Genomic DNA, 13,633 nt, shown 5'->3' with positions numbered 1-13,633 from the left:
AGCGCCAGCACTGACAGACACGCCGTCAGTGCGGCAAGCCACATGGCCCGTCAGGGCCGTGCGGATCAAGAAGCGTTGGTCTTATCCTTGGCTTCGACGTCGACCGTGTTCTTGTCCTGGGCGATTTCCTTCTTCGCGTCGGACTTGTCGTCGTCGCCTTCCTTCATGCCTTCCTTGAAGCCCTTGATGGCGCCGCCAAGGTCCTTGCCCATGTTCTTGAGCTTACCGGTACCGAAAACCAGCACGACGATGACGAGAACGATCAGCCAGTGCCAAACAGAAAGGGAACCCATTTTTTACTCCTTATTTCGTCCAAGGCTGAGGACCGCCCAGAACATGAATGTGTAAGTGATCGACTTCCTGACCGCCGTCACGGCCAGTGTTGATGATGACGCGGAAACCGTTGACGGCACCTTCCTGCATGGCCAACTTTCGAGTCAACCCAAGCATTTTACCCAAAAGAGCGTTGTCCTCCGGCTCGGCGTGAGCCAGAGACTGAATGTGCTTCTTGGGAATGATCAGGAAGTGCACGGGAGCCTTCGGATGGATGTCCTTGAAGGCCAGTACTTCATCATCTTCATAAACTTTGGCTGCCGGAATTTCGCCACGGGCGATGCGGCAGAACAAGCAATCGTCAAGCTGCATGTAAACCTCTGGAAGAAGAGAGCCGTTCCCGGGCAAAAGACGGGATCGCGCTCATTTCGCACCCTGTCATAGCATTTTACTGGCCTGGGTTACACGTAGCTTACCATTGCCAGACAAAGCGCTTGAATTATGGAGGGAATTACCCATCCACGCCACCTACTTCGGTATAGGTTTCGACGCAAACGGGGGATTTCCCCGCATCTTTACAAATTCAAGTATTTCCACCCGGGAGGATGTCATTTTTCGTACATGTCCTCGGGCGCGCGCACGACAGGCTCGCACTCGCGCCAGCCGCCCGGCACGAGTTCGCGCCAGTAGCAGCTCGCATGTCCCGTATGGGACGCGACGCCGCCCTGCGGGTCCACGCGGTAGATGACGGACTGGCCATCCGTGGCGAGCTGCATGCCCACCACGACCTGATGGTTGCCGGACGACTCGCCCTTGCACCAGACCTGTCCTCTGGAGCGCGAGAAGTAGACGCCGCGACCGGTGGCGACGGTCGACTCGAGCGCCTCCCTGTTGGCCCAGCCGAGCATCAGAACGCGGCTGGTCTTCACGTCCTGAACGATGACGGGCACGAGGCCCTCTTCGTTGAAGTTAACTTCATCAATCCAGTTCATCTCAAACTCCTTAGGTCTTTATTTCAAGTTCAGACATCAATGCGGACAATGTCGGCGCCGAGCGCGCGGAGCTTCTCCTCCATGCGTTCATAGCCGCGGTCCAGATGGTAGATCCTGTCCACTGTACTCGAGCCCTGAGCCGCGAGCGCCGCAATGACGAGCGAGGCGGAGGCGCGCAGATCGGTCGCCATGATCGTCGTGCCCGTGAGCTGCGCAACGCCCTCAACGATGGCCGTATGGCCTTCGATCGTGATGTGGGCGCCCATGCGGCAGAGCTCCGGCACGTGCATGAAGCGGTTCTCGAAGATAGTCTCAGTGATGTTGGCGGTCCCTTCGGCAAAGCAGTTGAGCGTCATGAACTGCGCCTGCATGTCGGTGGGAAAGCCGGGATGCGGCACCGTGCGGATGGAAACGGGCTTCGGACGGCCCGTCATGCGCACGCGCACCCAGTCGGCGCCGATGTCGAGCACGGCGCCCGTGGCGCGGAGCTTGTCGAGCACCACCTCCATTTGGGAGGGCTGGCAGTGGGTCACCAGCACGTCGCCCTGCGTCACCACGCCTGCGACGAGGAAGGATCCGGCTTCAATGCGGTCGGCGATGACCGTGTGCTCGGCGCCGTGCAGGCGCTCGACGCCCTCGATGCTAATCACAGGCGTGCCCGCGCCGGTGATGTGCGCTCCCATGGCGTTGAGGCAGTCGCACAGATCGACCACCTCGGGCTCGCGGGCGGCATTTTCGATCACCGTCTCGCCCTCGGCGAGCACGGCGGCCATCACCAGATTCTCCGTGCCGGTCACCGTGACCATGTCGGTCACGATGTGCGCGCCCTTGAGGCGCTGTGCCGTCGCACGAACATATCCGTGGTCGATGTCCACAGTCGCGCCAAGCTGGCGCAGGCCGCGGATGTGCTGGTCCACGGGGCGGGCGCCGATGGCGCAGCCGCCAGGCAGGCTCACCTCGGCGCTTCCGAAGCGCGCGGCAAGCGGGCAGAGCGTCAGCACGGAGGCGCGCATCGTCTTCACGAGCTCGTACGGAGCCTTCGTGCTCGTCACGTTGCCTGCATTGAGCGTCACGTCCGTGCCCGACCGCGTCACCTTGACGCCCATGCCCTCGAGGAGCTTGAGCATCGTGCGCACGTCGGCCAGGTCCGGCACGTTGTGAAGCACCAGATCATCCGCCGTGAGCAGCGCCGCCGCAAGGATGGGAAGTGCGGCGTTCTTGGCGCCGGACGCGCGGACTTCGCCCACGAGGCGGTTGCCTCCGTTGATTCTGAGCTGTTGCATGATTTTGGAATTTCTTTGGTCTGTAGGGGTGTTTGTCTTCATTCGCTGCGCGGACCCGATCTTTGAACGCTACCACAATCGGGCAGGCGTCGGCGGAGAATCCGCTTGCGGCTTCAATTGTATCGGAGGCGACGGGAGGGACTCCGCGCCCAAGAAAAGGCGCGGGTTCAAACCCGCGCCGTCCATTCAGTCCGCCTGCACCGCCATCACACCTCTTCAAGGGCCGGCATGAGAAGCGTCTCAAGCCCGTAGAGCTTCACCAGATCCGCAAAGCCCCTCGGCGCCGACAGAATGCGGAGCGTGCTCCCCGCCTTCTTCGCCTCGCGCAACATGTGTAGCGAGAGCGCGAGAACCGTGCTGTCGATGCGATGCACGCCCTCGAAGTCGAGCACGAAGTCGCCGTTTCGCACGGCGATGGCAATGTCGTCCTTGGCCTTCTTAGCCTCGCGGAAGGTAATGCTCTCAGTTCCGAACTTCATGGCTTACTGCACCTTGTGGGCATTGGCATCGACCAGACCGTCGGCCTTCTCCTCGAGGAGCTTGATCAGACCGGGAATTCCTTCGGTGTTGAGGGTGGAGGCGAACTGCGAGCGGTAGTTCTCGACCATCCAGATGCCCTCGACGTTGACGTCGACGATCTTCCACTCGCCCGCCTTGTCGCGGTAGATGCGGAAGTCGATGCCGATGTCAGGATTGCCCGTCGACTTGAGGATGGTGCGGATGACCATCTCGTCCTTGATCGTCCTGTTGCGGGTCGGACGGAGTTCGCACTTGTGGTCCGTCACGGTCTTGAGGGCGCCGGAGTAGACGCGGATGAGCAGCTTCTCGAAGCCGTCCATCAGGCGTTGGCGTTCTTCCTTCGTGGCCTTTCGCCACTTCGGGCCGATCGTCATGCGCGTCATCATCGCAAAGTCCGCGGCCGCCATGACGCGACGGTCGACGAGCGCCTGAAGCGCCGTCTGATCACCCGAGTGCAGCTTGGGATCCGCGCGGATCTCGTCAAGAATGCTGTTGTTGAGGGCGACGATCCACTCGAAGGGATCGACGGCCTCGGCCGCAAGGGCGGGCATGGCCGCAAGCGCGAGGCCGCAGGCGCCGCCGAGAACCAAAGTACGTCTCTGCATGATTACTTTTCCTTGTCCTTGTCCGTTTCAGCCGGCTTGCCGGCGTCGTCCTCGGCCTCCTCGTCGTCAAAACTCAAGGGCGTCAGACTGTTGAGCTGGGCATCCTCGTCGATCTGACCGTCGGCAACGGCCATGCGGCGCGACTGACGGTAGGCGTCGCGGATCGCAACGTACTCGTCGACCACGTTGGCGCGCATGTCGTCAAGACCTGCGTCCATCATGCGGGAGCGGGTGTCGACCGCGTCGACGACCGCATACGCCGTGCTCCACTCCCACTCGTCCCACGTCAGATAGGTGATGGGATTGGTGGCGGTCTGCACGGGCCACTTGAAGATGTCGCGTCCGCCCGAGGGACCGAGAAGCGGCAGCTCGAAATACGGGCCCTCAGGCACGCCCCAGACGCCGAGCGTCTGGCCGAAGTCTTCGGGAGCCCTTTCCATGCCGACCCAGGTCGCCACGTCGAAGAGACCGAACACGCCGATCGTGGAATTGAGCATGAAGCGGAACGCGGACGTGATGCCCTGATCCACCTTGCCCTGCAGCACGTTGTTGAGCGTGTTGTTCACTTCGCCGAGGTTGTCGATCGCGTTGGAGACGCCGTCCTGGACGAACTGCGGCGTCACCCAGCGATAGCCCTTCGTGACGGGCTTGAGCGCCGCATCGTCGACCATCACGTTGAACGCGTGCATGTTGCGGTTGAATGCCTCGTACGGGTCCTCGGGATTCTGTCCGGCATCGGGGGGCACGTTCGCGCAGCCCGACAGTCCCAACGATAAGGCACTGAGAGTAAGAATGAGGATTTTCGTGTTTTTCATTTTTGTGACCCCGTGCTTCATTCCTTTCCGGTCTTTTCCGCCGTGTTGTAGAGGAACTGGCTGATCAGGGTTTCGAGTACGACCGCACTCTGGGTGCGGCGGATTTCATCGCCGTTCTTCAGGTTCTCCTCGTCGGCGCCGGCCTCAAGGCCGACGTACTGTTCGCCGAGAAGACCCGAAGTCAGGATCTTGGCCGAGGAGTCGGCCGGGAAGGGATAGGCGGCGTCGAGATCCATCGTGACCTTCGCCTGGAAGGACTCGGGATCGAAAACGACGGACTGCACGCGGCCCACCACGACGCCCGCAGACTTCACTGCGGCGCGGGCCTTGAGGCCGCCGATGTTGTCGAAGGCGGCCGTGACGCTGATCGTCTTGCCGCTGCCCGTGAAGCTGCCGAGGTTGGCCGCCTGCAGTGCCATGAACAGCATGGCAGCAAAGCCGAGGAACACGAAGATCCCGACGTAAAACTCGAGTGTGCGATTCTTGTCCATTTTAAAAATTCCCCATTCGCTTACACGGTCGTAAACATCCACGCCGTCATGATGAAGTCAAGGCCGAGCACGAGAAGCGAAGCCACCACCACGGTGCTCGTCGTGGCTCTGGAGACGCCTTCCGGTGTCGGACGGGCGGCATACCCGTTGAAAAGTGCGACGAGCGCGACGGCAACGCCGAAGACCACGCTCTTGATGAAGCCGTTGCCGATGTCGTGCCAGACGTCGACTGCGCTCTGCATCTGGCTCCAGAACGCGCCGCCGTCGGTGCCGATCATCTCCACGCCCACAAACCAGGCGCCCATGATGCCCACGGCCGAGAAGATCGTTGCCAGCACGGGCATCGCCACGAAGGCGCCGATGAATCGGGGGGCGAGGACGCGGCGGACCGGGTCGACGCCCATCATCTCCATGGCCGCGAGCTGCTCGCCCGCGCGCATGAGGCCGATTTCAGCGGTGAGCGCAGTGCCCGCCCGGCCCGCGAAGAGCAGCGCCGTCACGGCGGGGCCGAGCTCTCGCACAAGGGAGAGCGCGACCATGGTGCCGAGCGCCTGCTCGCTGCCGTAGGTGACGAGCACGTAGTAGCCCTGAAGGCCGAGCACGAAGCCCACGAAGAGGCCCGAAACCGCAATGATGAGAAGCGAGTAGTTGCCGATGAAGTGGATCTGCTGAACGACGTGGCTGAGCCTTGCGCCGCCCAGCCGCATCAGAAGCGTCCAAGAGAAGATCCCGAATCGGCCGACCCTGCAGAAGAGTCCGACCACGAAGCGGCCGATTGCCGTGAGGAGCTTTCTCATCTTTCCTCTCCTCCGAAGCAGGCCTCGATGCTGTTGGCCGGGTAGTGGAAGCGGACGGGACCGTCGGGAAGCGCATTGATGAACTGCTTGACGAACGGCTCCTCGGAACGGCACAGCTCCTCGGGAGAGCCCTCGGCCGCCACGCGGCCCGCATTGATCATGTAGACGTAGTCGGCGATCTCGAACGTTTCGACGACGTCGTGGGTCACGATGACAGACGTGGAGTGCAGCGCATCGTTGAGCTTGCGGATCAGGTTGGCGGTGACGCCGAGCGAAATCGGATCAAGGCCCGCGAACGGCTCGTCGTACATGATGAGCGCGGGGTCGAGCGCAATCGCACGTGCGAGCGCAACGCGGCGCGCCATGCCGCCCGAGATCTCGGAGGGCATCAGGTGCGCGGCGCCCCTCAGGCCCACGGCATTGAGCTTCATGAGCACCAGATCCCGAATGGTCTCCTCGTCGAGATCCGTCTGCTCGCGCATCGGGAAGGCAACGTTGTCAAAGACCGAAAGGTCGGTGAAAAGCGCACCGAACTGGAAGAGCATGCCCATGCGGCGGCGGATGCGGTAGAGGCGCTTCTGGTTCGAGGGATCGAGCGTTTCGCCCGTCACCTCGACCCTGCCGCCCTGAGGCGTCAGCAGGCCGCCGATCAGCTTGAGCAGCGTCGTCTTGCCCATGCCCGACCCCCCCATGATCGCGACGACCTTGCCGGCGCCGAACTTCATGGACACGTTCTGCAGGATCAGGCGATCGCCATAGCCGAATGTGACATCTTCAATTTTGACGGTATATTCCATAATTCCTCATTTGGACGCCGCGGCGAGTCCGGGACTCGGCGCAAAGCGGACCATCCGCCGGATACCCATGTCCCTGAGAACCTCCGCGTCGGGCGCAACGAGCCTGAACGACGCGCGCATCTCCTCGGGGATCTGCACGGGCGTGCGCCTTTCGTAGTCCACGAGCACCCATTCAGTGGCGCCGACGGTCAGAAGCTCGCCGTTGCGAAGCACTGCATAGCGCCTCAGGGACGACAGGCGCCTGACGCTCTCCACCCAGGTCGCAACGACAAGTTCGTCGCCCAGACGCGCGGAGCGCAGGTATTCGATCCAGTGCTGCCTGACGACCCACACACGGCCGGCCGACCGAAGGGCATCGAAGCTCCAACCGAGGGAGGCTGCGTGCGCGGTGGCCGCCGCCTCCATCCAGCGCATGTACTCGCGATTGTTGACGTGTCCGAGCAGATCGATGGACGACTCTCCGACAACGACGGGCATGCTGAAAACGGATTCCTGCATTTTATTATTCCCAGAGGCGTTTCCCCAAATTTGTACATTATCGCCCGAAAACCGGCCCGACTACGGTCTGACGGAGGGACCATGTCGCGAAGAAACTACACAACAAATGCGGACGGGAAGACTGCCTGCGTTCAAAAACCGCAGCGACTCCTGCCTCCCCGCACCTTGCATTTCCATACAAAAGACCCTGCTCCCTGAACGGTTCAATGCCCTCCGTGACCGCCGCCCCGCCGCCTTCTCGATTAGAATCGTTACATTCAGCCGACACGGCCGCGCATGACGGCCGTGTTTCTCTTTCGGCCCCACACATTCACGACAACACATCCACGTGACCCAGACCAAACGAACTACCGCCGCCAGAAAGAAGCCTGCGCGCAAATCCCCGCGCGCGGGTTCGGTTCTGGCCTGGCTCTTCGGCATTGCGGCTGCAGGCATCGCCTCCGGCGTTCTGCTCGCCGTCTTCGTCTTCGCCTTCATCTACAGGCAGCTCCCCCCGATCGACACGCTTGCCGACTATCGTCCGCGCGTGCCGCTTCGCGTCTGGAGCGCCGACGGCAAGCTCATCGGCGAGTTCGGGGAGGAGCGCCGCGACTTCGTGCGCCTCTCCGAAGTGCCCGACCACGTCAAGCACGCCATTCTCGCCGCCGAGGACGACGGCTTCTACGAACACCCCGGCATCGAGATCACCGGCATCATCCGCGCCGCACTCTCCAACGTGCTGACCGGCCGCCGCGGCCAGGGCGGCTCGACCATCACGCAGCAGGTTGCCCGCAACTTCTTCCTCTCGTCCGAGCGCACCTACACCCGCAAGCTCTACGAGATCGCGATGTCCTTCAAGATCGAGAAAACGCTTACGAAGGACCAGATCCTCGAGATCTACATGAACCAGATCTATCTGGGTCAGCGCGCCTACGGCTTCCAGAGCGCCGCACGAACCTACTTCGGCCGCTCGCTCGACCAGATCTCGATCGGCGAGGCCGCCACGCTCGCGGGTCTTCCCGTCGCGCCTTCGGCCTACAACCCGATCATCAATCCGACGCGCGCCACCATGCGCAAGAACTACGTGCTCGGACGCATGCGCGATCTCGGCTACATCGACGAACTCACCTATGAGACCGAGAAGGCCCAGCCGATGCAGCCCCGCCGCGTCGCCACGCAGCAGGAAATCGTGACCTCCAACATGAGCGAGGAGTTCGTCACCGCCAAGTACGCGGCCGAGCTTGCCCGCATGCTCGTCTACGACGTGTTCAAGGAGGAGACCTACTCGCGCGGCCTCAACGTCTACACGACGATCGACATGGGCGCCCAGAAGACGGCCGTCGACGCCGTCCGACGCCAGCTCATCTCGTATGACCGCAAGTACGGCTACCGCGGTCCCGAGTCCTACATCGACCTCGGCCCCGCCGACAAGCACGCCGAGAACATCCGCGCCGCGATCGCCAAGACGACCGCCTCTCCCTTCATGGTCGCCGCCGTCGTCACCGAAGCCGATCCCAAGGTCATCAAGGCCGCCCTGTCGGCCAACGAGATCGTGACGCTCGACGCCGAAAGCCTGAAGTTCGGCCGCCGTCATCTCGGAAAGGTCTCCAAGCAGTATCAGGACAGCGCGCTCAAGCCCGGCGCCGTCATCCGCGTGATGCGCTCCGCCAACGGCAAGCACTGGACGCTCGCCCAGGTGCCGCGCGTCGAGGCCGCGTTCGTTGCCGGCGACTTCAACACGGGTGCCGTGCGCGCGCTCGTGGGCGGCTTCGACTTCAACCTCAACATGTTCAACCACGTGACGCAGGCCTGGCGTCAGCCGGGTTCGTCCTTCAAGCCCTTCATCTACTCGGCCGCACTCGACAAGGGCTTCTCGACGACCACGATCATCAACGACGCCCCGATCAGCATCGATCCGAGGCTCACGGGCAACAAGCTCTGGGAGCCGAAGAACTATGAAGGCCGCTTCGACGGTCCGATGCCGCTCCGCATAGGTCTTGAGAAGTCGAAGAACCTCGTCTCGATCCGCGTGATGCAGGCCATCGGCCCCGAGTACGCGCAGGAGTTCGTCCGCAAGTTCGGCTTCCAGCCCGACAAGCACCCCGCCAATCTGCCGATGGCACTCGGCGCGGGCAGCGTCACGCCCTGGCAAATGCTCGGCGGCTACACGGTCTTCGCCAACGGCGGCTACCGAGTTCAGCCCTATTTGATCGAACGCGTCACCGACGTTGACGGCCGCACGCTCATGCGCACGACGAACCGCACCGCCGGCGACGAATCCATCCGCGCCATCGACGACAGGAACGCCTACATCATGCAGAGCCTGCTGCACGGCGTCGCCACCCGAGGCACCGCCGCACGCGCGAGCCGCATGCTCAAGCGCGGCGACATCGGCGGCAAGACCGGCACGACGAACAACAGTCATGACGCCTGGTTCTGCGGCTATGCGGGGGGCCTCGTCGCCGTCTCCTGGATGGGCTACGACAATCCCAAGCCGCTCGGCGCCCGCGAAACGGGCGGCGGTCTGGCGCTGCCCGTCTGGATCGACTTCATGAAGGCCGAGCTCAAGGGCGTGCCCGAATACACGCGCGTCATGCCCTCGAGCGTCGTCGAGCGCGACGGCGAGGTCTTCTACAGGGATCCCGTCAAGGGTGCCGCAGGCGCCTTCTCGGACCTCCTGATGTCAGGCAGGGACGAGGCGAGCGAGCTCGTGCGCGACCAGATCTTCTGACGACAGCCCTGAAAAAACGAAAAGAGACCGAAGAACTCATGTCTTCTGGTCTCTTTTCCTTATATGGAGTACGGAAATGTCCGCTACACTCTTCAGATCAGATGCGGCCGCCCAGCTTGCGGAGCGCCTCGGCGATCATGTCCTCGAGCGTGCGGTCCGTGCGGCTGTCGCGCCATGCGCCTTCACGCCATGAGAAGTGGTGGCCTCCGAAGCGCGAGGCGCACCAGATTTCATGCATCGGCGTCTGAATGTTGACGACGACCTGCTCGCCGCTGTCGAGCTCAATCGTCAGCACGTTGCCGCTGCGGCTGCAGTCGAAATCATCCCCGGCCTCTTCGAGCCAGTTTTCAAGGGACGCCATTTCGGCTTCGGCCATTGTCAAAAATTCAGTATCTTTATCCATTGCAAGGACTTCCTATGTTGAGAACCGCCATGCTCATGAGCATCATCGCCACCCTGTGCGCAGGCCTCTCGGGCTGCGGCCTGAAGGGTGACCTCTACATGCCCGACCGCCCGCACGCCGAACAGACGACGAGCCAGCAGTCCGGCCGTTGATTTCCGGACTTTAGCATACGAACCGCCCCTGCACTTTTCCCTCAAGATGTCTGAAAACAACCACAGGCCCTGCTTTCACAGGGAGGACGGCGTCCTCTTCTGCGAAGGCGTCTCCCTGCTCGAACTCTCCCGCCGACTCGAGCAGACCACCTACGTCTATTCCCGCGCTCGCATCGAGCGCAACTACCTCGCCTACGAAGAGGCGCTCGCCGACGTCCCGCATGCCATCTGCTATGCCATGAAGGCCAACTCGACGGCCGGCGTTCTTCAGGTGCTCGCGCGCCTCGGCGCCGGCGTCGACACCGTGAGCGGCGGCGAAATCGCCCGCGCGCTTCGCGCCGGCTTCCGCCCCGAGAAGATCGTCTACTCCGGCGTCGGCAAGACCGCCCGCGAGATCACCTTCGCGCTCAAGGCGGGCATCGGCTGCTTCAACATCGAGAGCGAGCCCGAACTCGAGCGGATCAACCGCATTGCGACCGAGCTCGGCGTGCGCGCACCCATCTCGATCCGCTGCAATCCCGACGTTGATCCGAAGACGCACCCCTACATTTCCACGGGCCTCAAGAACAACAAGTTCGGCATCGCCATCGCGGACGTGGAGGACATCTACCTGCGCGCCGCCAACATGCCCGGCATTGAAGTCAAGGGCATCGATGCGCACATCGGCAGCCAGATCACCGAAATCCAGCCCTACCTCGACTCCGTGCACCGACTGCTTGACACGATGTCCGCACTCCGCGACAAGGGTCTCGTGCTCCATCACCTCGACATGGGCGGCGGCCTCGGCATCCAGTACCGTCCCGAGGACCAGCCTCCCACGCCGCAGACCCTGCTGCGCCCCGTGCGCCGCATGATGGAGGAGCGCGGCTTCGGCGACGCGGTCCTCATGGTCGAGCCCGGCCGCTCGATCGTGGGCGATGCAGGTCTCATGCTCACTCAGGTCGAATACATCAAGCAGAGCGAGACGCGAAACTTCTGCATCGTCGACGGTGCCATGACCGACCTCATCCGTCCGGCCCTCTACTCCGCCTGGATGGACATCGTCCCCGTCGTCGAACGACATGACGCCGCGCCGCTTGTCATGGACGTCGTCGGCCCCGTGTGCGAATCGTCCGACTTCCTCGGCCGCGCCCGCGAGCTCGCCGTCAGGGAGGGTGACTGGATCGCCGTGTGCGATGCGGGCGCCTACGGCGCAAGCATGGCCAGCCGCTACAACAGCCGCATGCTTCCCATGGAGGTCATGATCGACGGAGAGCGCGTCCTCCCGCTGCGCACTCCCGACACGTTCGACGAAATGGTGAGCGGCGAAGTTCTGCTCGAACTTTGAGACGCCTGACGGGGCTACTACTTTCGACTGACTTGCGGTTTTTCAAAGCAACCCCGTAAAATGGGTAAACGCCGGATCTCGGAGACACTCCCGAGATGCGGCGTTTTTTTGTGTCTGCAGACAGGGCCATGCCCGAACGCCCAGACAGAAGGAGTCAGCCATGCATCTTGAGAATTCCGTCAAACTCGACTTCAAGGACGTCCTCATCCGCCCGAAGCGCTCGACGCTCACGAGCCGCAGCGAAGTGGACATCACCCGTGAATTCAAGTTCCTGCACTCTTCCGAGCCCTACCACGGCATCCCCATCATCGCCGCCAACATGGACACGACCGGCACCTTCGAGATGGCGTCCGCCCTCGGCAGGCACAAAATGTCCACCGCTCTTCACAAGCACTACACGGCCAAGGAATATGTCGACTTTTTCCAGAGGCTTGAGAACAAGTCCGACGCCTTCTATTCGCTCGGCATCGGCGAGCACGACTGGCAGAAGTTCCGCGAGGTGATGGCTGCCGCTCCCGGCGCGATCCGCTATGTCTGCATCGACGTCGCCAACGGCTACACGGAGGCGTTCGTCGCCTTCGTGAAGAAGGTTCGCGAAACCTATCCCGACATCGTGCTGATGGCGGGCAACGTCGTCACGGGCGACATGACTGAAGAGCTTCTTCTTGCTGGCGCCGACATCGTCAAGGTGGGCATCGGCCCGGGCTCCGTCTGCACGACCCGCAAGATGACCGGCGTGGGCTATCCTCAGCTCTCCGCGATCATCGAGTGCGCCGATGCGGCTCACGGTCTCGGCGGCCGCATCTGCGCCGACGGCGGCTGCACGGTGCCGGGCGACATCGCCAAGGCCTTCGGCGGCGGTGCCGACTTCGTGATGCTCGGCGGCATGCTTGCGGGCCATGACGAGGCCGCAGGCGACGTCGTCACGACTGAAGACGGGGTCTTCAAGCGCTTCTACGGCATGAGCTCTCGCAACGCCATGGACAAGTACGCGGGCGGCGTGGCCAAGTACCGCGCGGCCGAGGGCAAGGCCGTCCTCATTCCCGCCCGCGGTCCCGTCGAAAGCACCATCCAGGACATCCTCGGCGGTGTGAGGAGCGCCTGCACCTACGTGGGCGCGCGCCGCCTCAAGGAGCTCACCATGCGCACGACCTTCGTCCGGGTGTCCATGCAGCTCAACGAGGTCTTCGGCAAGGCGCCGTAATCCGCGCCGTCCCTCCTGACGCAGGCCCCCGATTCTTGCCAGATTCGGGGGTCTTTTCGTGCCCTGCGCAGTACAATGACGGCACTCCAAGACTTTTCACCGACGAGGTTACCTTGAGCATCTTCGACACCGCTCGTTTTGTCATCTCCGCCGCCAAGCTCTCGGGCCTGCCGCCCGAAGCCGTGCCTGAAATCGCCTTTGCCGGCCGCTCCAACGCCGGTAAGTCGACCACCATCAACGTGCTGACGCGCAAGACCCGCCTCGCCTTCGCGAGCAAGACGCCGGGCCGCACCCAACTCATCAACTTCTTCGCCCTGTCGAAGAAGAACGAGGCGGGCGTGCGCGAGGACGTCGGCTGCCTCGTCGACCTTCCGGGCTACGGCTTTGCCAAGGCGAGCGAAGACACCCGCAAGACCTGGTCGCAACTCGTGGGCGGCTACATCGCGCAGCGCCCGAACATGGTCGGTCTCGTCATCGTGATGGACGCCCGCCGTCCCTTCATGCCCACCGACGAGTGGCTCATCGAATTCATGGCGGGCCGCCCCAACGTGCGCATGCACTGGCTGCTCAACAAGGCCGACCAGCTCAAGAATCAGGAGAGGCGCACGACGCTTCGCAACGCGCAGAAGCGCGCCGCCGAGATCGGCCCCCACGTCACGGTCCAGCTCTTCTCGGGCATGAAGAAGGAAGGCACCGAGGAACTCGGCGCCGTGCTTGAGGGCTGGCTTGGCCTTAATGCTCAGGAAAGCCCGAAGGAATAAAGTAAG

17 protein-coding genes are annotated in these 13,633 nt (G+C 62.9%); 5 read left to right on the top strand and 12 right to left on the bottom strand.

The features are described 5' to 3' along the window. Nucleotides 1-65 precede the first annotated feature (65 nt). The 11 genes from tatA to HMPREF9465_RS03990 form a co-directional block, all read right to left on the bottom strand. Nucleotides 66-293, bottom strand: a complete 228-nt coding sequence (tatA, locus tag HMPREF9465_RS04040) for a Sec-independent protein translocase subunit TatA (protein ID WP_005434343.1) — start codon at nucleotides 291-293, stop codon at nucleotides 66-68. 10 nt (nucleotides 294-303) lie between these two features. Next, nucleotides 304-645, bottom strand: a complete 342-nt coding sequence (locus HMPREF9465_RS04035; RefSeq protein ID WP_005434342.1) for a histidine triad nucleotide-binding protein — start codon at nucleotides 643-645, stop codon at nucleotides 304-306. A 236-nt stretch (nucleotides 646-881) separates the two neighbouring features. Beyond that, nucleotides 882-1,265, bottom strand: a complete 384-nt coding sequence (hisI, locus tag HMPREF9465_RS04030) for a phosphoribosyl-AMP cyclohydrolase (protein ID WP_005434340.1) — start codon at nucleotides 1,263-1,265, stop codon at nucleotides 882-884. A 29-nt stretch (nucleotides 1,266-1,294) separates the two neighbouring features. Then, the gene (gene murA, locus HMPREF9465_RS04025; RefSeq protein ID WP_005434338.1) at nucleotides 1,295-2,548 is read right to left on the bottom strand and encodes a UDP-N-acetylglucosamine 1-carboxyvinyltransferase; all 1,254 of its coding nucleotides are present in this window, start codon (nucleotides 2,546-2,548) and stop codon (nucleotides 1,295-1,297) included. Between the two features lie 206 nt (nucleotides 2,549-2,754). Next, a complete protein-coding gene (locus HMPREF9465_RS04020; RefSeq protein ID WP_005434336.1) occupies nucleotides 2,755-3,027 on the bottom strand; it encodes an STAS domain-containing protein in 273 nt (90 codons plus the stop codon). Nucleotides 3,028-3,030: 3 nt separating this feature from the next. Continuing rightward, on the bottom strand, nucleotides 3,031-3,672 hold the full coding sequence (locus tag HMPREF9465_RS04015) for an MlaC/ttg2D family ABC transporter substrate-binding protein (RefSeq protein WP_005434334.1): 642 nt from the start codon (nucleotides 3,670-3,672) through the stop codon (nucleotides 3,031-3,033). Nucleotides 3,673-3,674: 2 nt separating this feature from the next. Then, entirely contained in the window at nucleotides 3,675-4,418 is a 744-nt protein-coding gene (locus tag HMPREF9465_RS04010; RefSeq protein WP_231289335.1) for a VacJ family lipoprotein, read from the bottom strand. 86 nt (nucleotides 4,419-4,504) lie between these two features. After that, nucleotides 4,505-4,978, bottom strand: a complete 474-nt coding sequence (mlaD, locus tag HMPREF9465_RS04005; RefSeq protein WP_005434331.1) for an outer membrane lipid asymmetry maintenance protein MlaD — start codon at nucleotides 4,976-4,978, stop codon at nucleotides 4,505-4,507. A 20-nt stretch (nucleotides 4,979-4,998) separates the two neighbouring features. Then, nucleotides 4,999-5,775 (bottom strand): lipid asymmetry maintenance ABC transporter permease subunit MlaE, encoded by a 777-nt coding sequence (gene mlaE / locus HMPREF9465_RS04000; RefSeq protein WP_005434329.1) that lies wholly within the window; start codon nucleotides 5,773-5,775, stop codon nucleotides 4,999-5,001. Continuing rightward, nucleotides 5,772-6,572 carry an ABC transporter ATP-binding protein gene (locus tag HMPREF9465_RS03995; protein ID WP_005434327.1) on the bottom strand — a complete coding sequence of 267 codons (801 nt, stop codon included), beginning with the start codon at nucleotides 6,570-6,572 and terminating at the stop codon, nucleotides 5,772-5,774. The genes mlaE and HMPREF9465_RS03995 overlap by 4 nt, the downstream gene beginning before the upstream one ends. Nucleotides 6,573-6,578: 6 nt before the next feature. Continuing rightward, complete coding sequence (locus HMPREF9465_RS03990) at nucleotides 6,579-7,070, bottom strand: acyl-CoA thioesterase (protein ID WP_005434325.1); 492 nt, start codon at nucleotides 7,068-7,070, stop codon at nucleotides 6,579-6,581. A 328-nt stretch (nucleotides 7,071-7,398) separates the two neighbouring features. Here HMPREF9465_RS03990 and HMPREF9465_RS03985 point away from each other — a divergent pair, with 328 nt between their 5' ends. Next, nucleotides 7,399-9,780: a penicillin-binding protein 1A gene (locus tag HMPREF9465_RS03985; RefSeq protein ID WP_005434323.1), complete on the top strand. Its 2,382-nt coding sequence runs from the start codon at nucleotides 7,399-7,401 to the stop codon at nucleotides 9,778-9,780. Between the two features lie 97 nt (nucleotides 9,781-9,877). Here the strand turns inward: HMPREF9465_RS03985 and cyaY are convergent, their stop codons facing one another. Then, nucleotides 9,878-10,183: an iron donor protein CyaY gene (gene cyaY, locus HMPREF9465_RS03980; RefSeq protein ID WP_005434321.1), complete on the bottom strand. Its 306-nt coding sequence runs from the start codon at nucleotides 10,181-10,183 to the stop codon at nucleotides 9,878-9,880. A gap of 14 nt (nucleotides 10,184-10,197) precedes the next feature. Between cyaY and lptM the strand changes: the two genes are divergently transcribed. The 4 genes from lptM (at nucleotide 10,198) to yihA (ending at nucleotide 13,627) form a co-directional block, all read left to right on the top strand. Then, nucleotides 10,198-10,335 carry an LPS translocon maturation chaperone LptM gene (gene lptM / locus HMPREF9465_RS12685; RefSeq protein ID WP_005434319.1) on the top strand — a complete coding sequence of 46 codons (138 nt, stop codon included), beginning with the start codon at nucleotides 10,198-10,200 and terminating at the stop codon, nucleotides 10,333-10,335. A gap of 46 nt (nucleotides 10,336-10,381) precedes the next feature. Next, nucleotides 10,382-11,662 (top strand): diaminopimelate decarboxylase, encoded by a 1,281-nt coding sequence (gene lysA / locus HMPREF9465_RS03975; RefSeq protein WP_005434317.1) that lies wholly within the window; start codon nucleotides 10,382-10,384, stop codon nucleotides 11,660-11,662. A 160-nt stretch (nucleotides 11,663-11,822) separates the two neighbouring features. Beyond that, nucleotides 11,823-12,866 carry a GMP reductase gene (locus HMPREF9465_RS03970; protein WP_005434315.1) on the top strand — a complete coding sequence of 348 codons (1,044 nt, stop codon included), beginning with the start codon at nucleotides 11,823-11,825 and terminating at the stop codon, nucleotides 12,864-12,866. A 113-nt stretch (nucleotides 12,867-12,979) separates the two neighbouring features. Continuing rightward, on the top strand, nucleotides 12,980-13,627 hold the full coding sequence (gene yihA, locus HMPREF9465_RS03965) for a ribosome biogenesis GTP-binding protein YihA/YsxC (protein ID WP_005434313.1): 648 nt from the start codon (nucleotides 12,980-12,982) through the stop codon (nucleotides 13,625-13,627). The last annotated feature ends 6 nt before the right edge of the window (nucleotides 13,628-13,633 follow it).

It is taken from the genome of Sutterella wadsworthensis 2_1_59BFAA, from assembly GCF_000297775.1.
Classification (GTDB): Bacteria; Pseudomonadota; Gammaproteobacteria; order Burkholderiales; family Burkholderiaceae_F; genus Sutterella; species Sutterella wadsworthensis_A.
Note: the sequence above shows the minus strand (reverse complement) of the source record. Positions and strands in the feature narration are given on the sequence as shown.

What these genes read in the sequence shown, in the direction of transcription:
- tatA (WP_005434343.1), bottom strand. Translation starts at nt 293, where the DNA reads ATGGGTTCCCTTTCTGTTTGGCACTGGCTGATCGTTCTCGTCATCGTC.
- HMPREF9465_RS04035 (WP_005434342.1), bottom strand. Translation starts at nt 645, where the DNA reads ATGCAGCTTGACGATTGCTTGTTCTGCCGCATCGCCCGTGGCGAAATT.
- hisI (WP_005434340.1), bottom strand. Translation starts at nt 1,265, where the DNA reads ATGAACTGGATTGATGAAGTTAACTTCAACGAAGAGGGCCTCGTGCCC.
- murA (WP_005434338.1), bottom strand. Translation starts at nt 2,548, where the DNA reads ATGCAACAGCTCAGAATCAACGGAGGCAACCGCCTCGTGGGCGAAGTC.
- HMPREF9465_RS04020 (WP_005434336.1), bottom strand. Translation starts at nt 3,027, where the DNA reads ATGAAGTTCGGAACTGAGAGCATTACCTTCCGCGAGGCTAAGAAGGCC.
- HMPREF9465_RS04015 (WP_005434334.1), bottom strand. Translation starts at nt 3,672, where the DNA reads ATGCAGAGACGTACTTTGGTTCTCGGCGGCGCCTGCGGCCTCGCGCTT.
- mlaD (WP_005434331.1), bottom strand. Translation starts at nt 4,978, where the DNA reads ATGGACAAGAATCGCACACTCGAGTTTTACGTCGGGATCTTCGTGTTC.
- mlaE (WP_005434329.1), bottom strand. Translation starts at nt 5,775, where the DNA reads ATGAGAAAGCTCCTCACGGCAATCGGCCGCTTCGTGGTCGGACTCTTC.
- HMPREF9465_RS03995 (WP_005434327.1), bottom strand. Translation starts at nt 6,572, where the DNA reads ATGGAATATACCGTCAAAATTGAAGATGTCACATTCGGCTATGGCGAT.
- HMPREF9465_RS03990 (WP_005434325.1), bottom strand. Translation starts at nt 7,070, where the DNA reads ATGCAGGAATCCGTTTTCAGCATGCCCGTCGTTGTCGGAGAGTCGTCC.
- cyaY (WP_005434321.1), bottom strand. Translation starts at nt 10,183, where the DNA reads ATGGATAAAGATACTGAATTTTTGACAATGGCCGAAGCCGAAATGGCG.
- lptM (WP_005434319.1), top strand. Translation starts at nt 10,198, where the DNA reads ATGTTGAGAACCGCCATGCTCATGAGCATCATCGCCACCCTGTGCGCA.
- lysA (WP_005434317.1), top strand. Translation starts at nt 10,382, where the DNA reads ATGTCTGAAAACAACCACAGGCCCTGCTTTCACAGGGAGGACGGCGTC.
- HMPREF9465_RS03970 (WP_005434315.1), top strand. Translation starts at nt 11,823, where the DNA reads ATGCATCTTGAGAATTCCGTCAAACTCGACTTCAAGGACGTCCTCATC.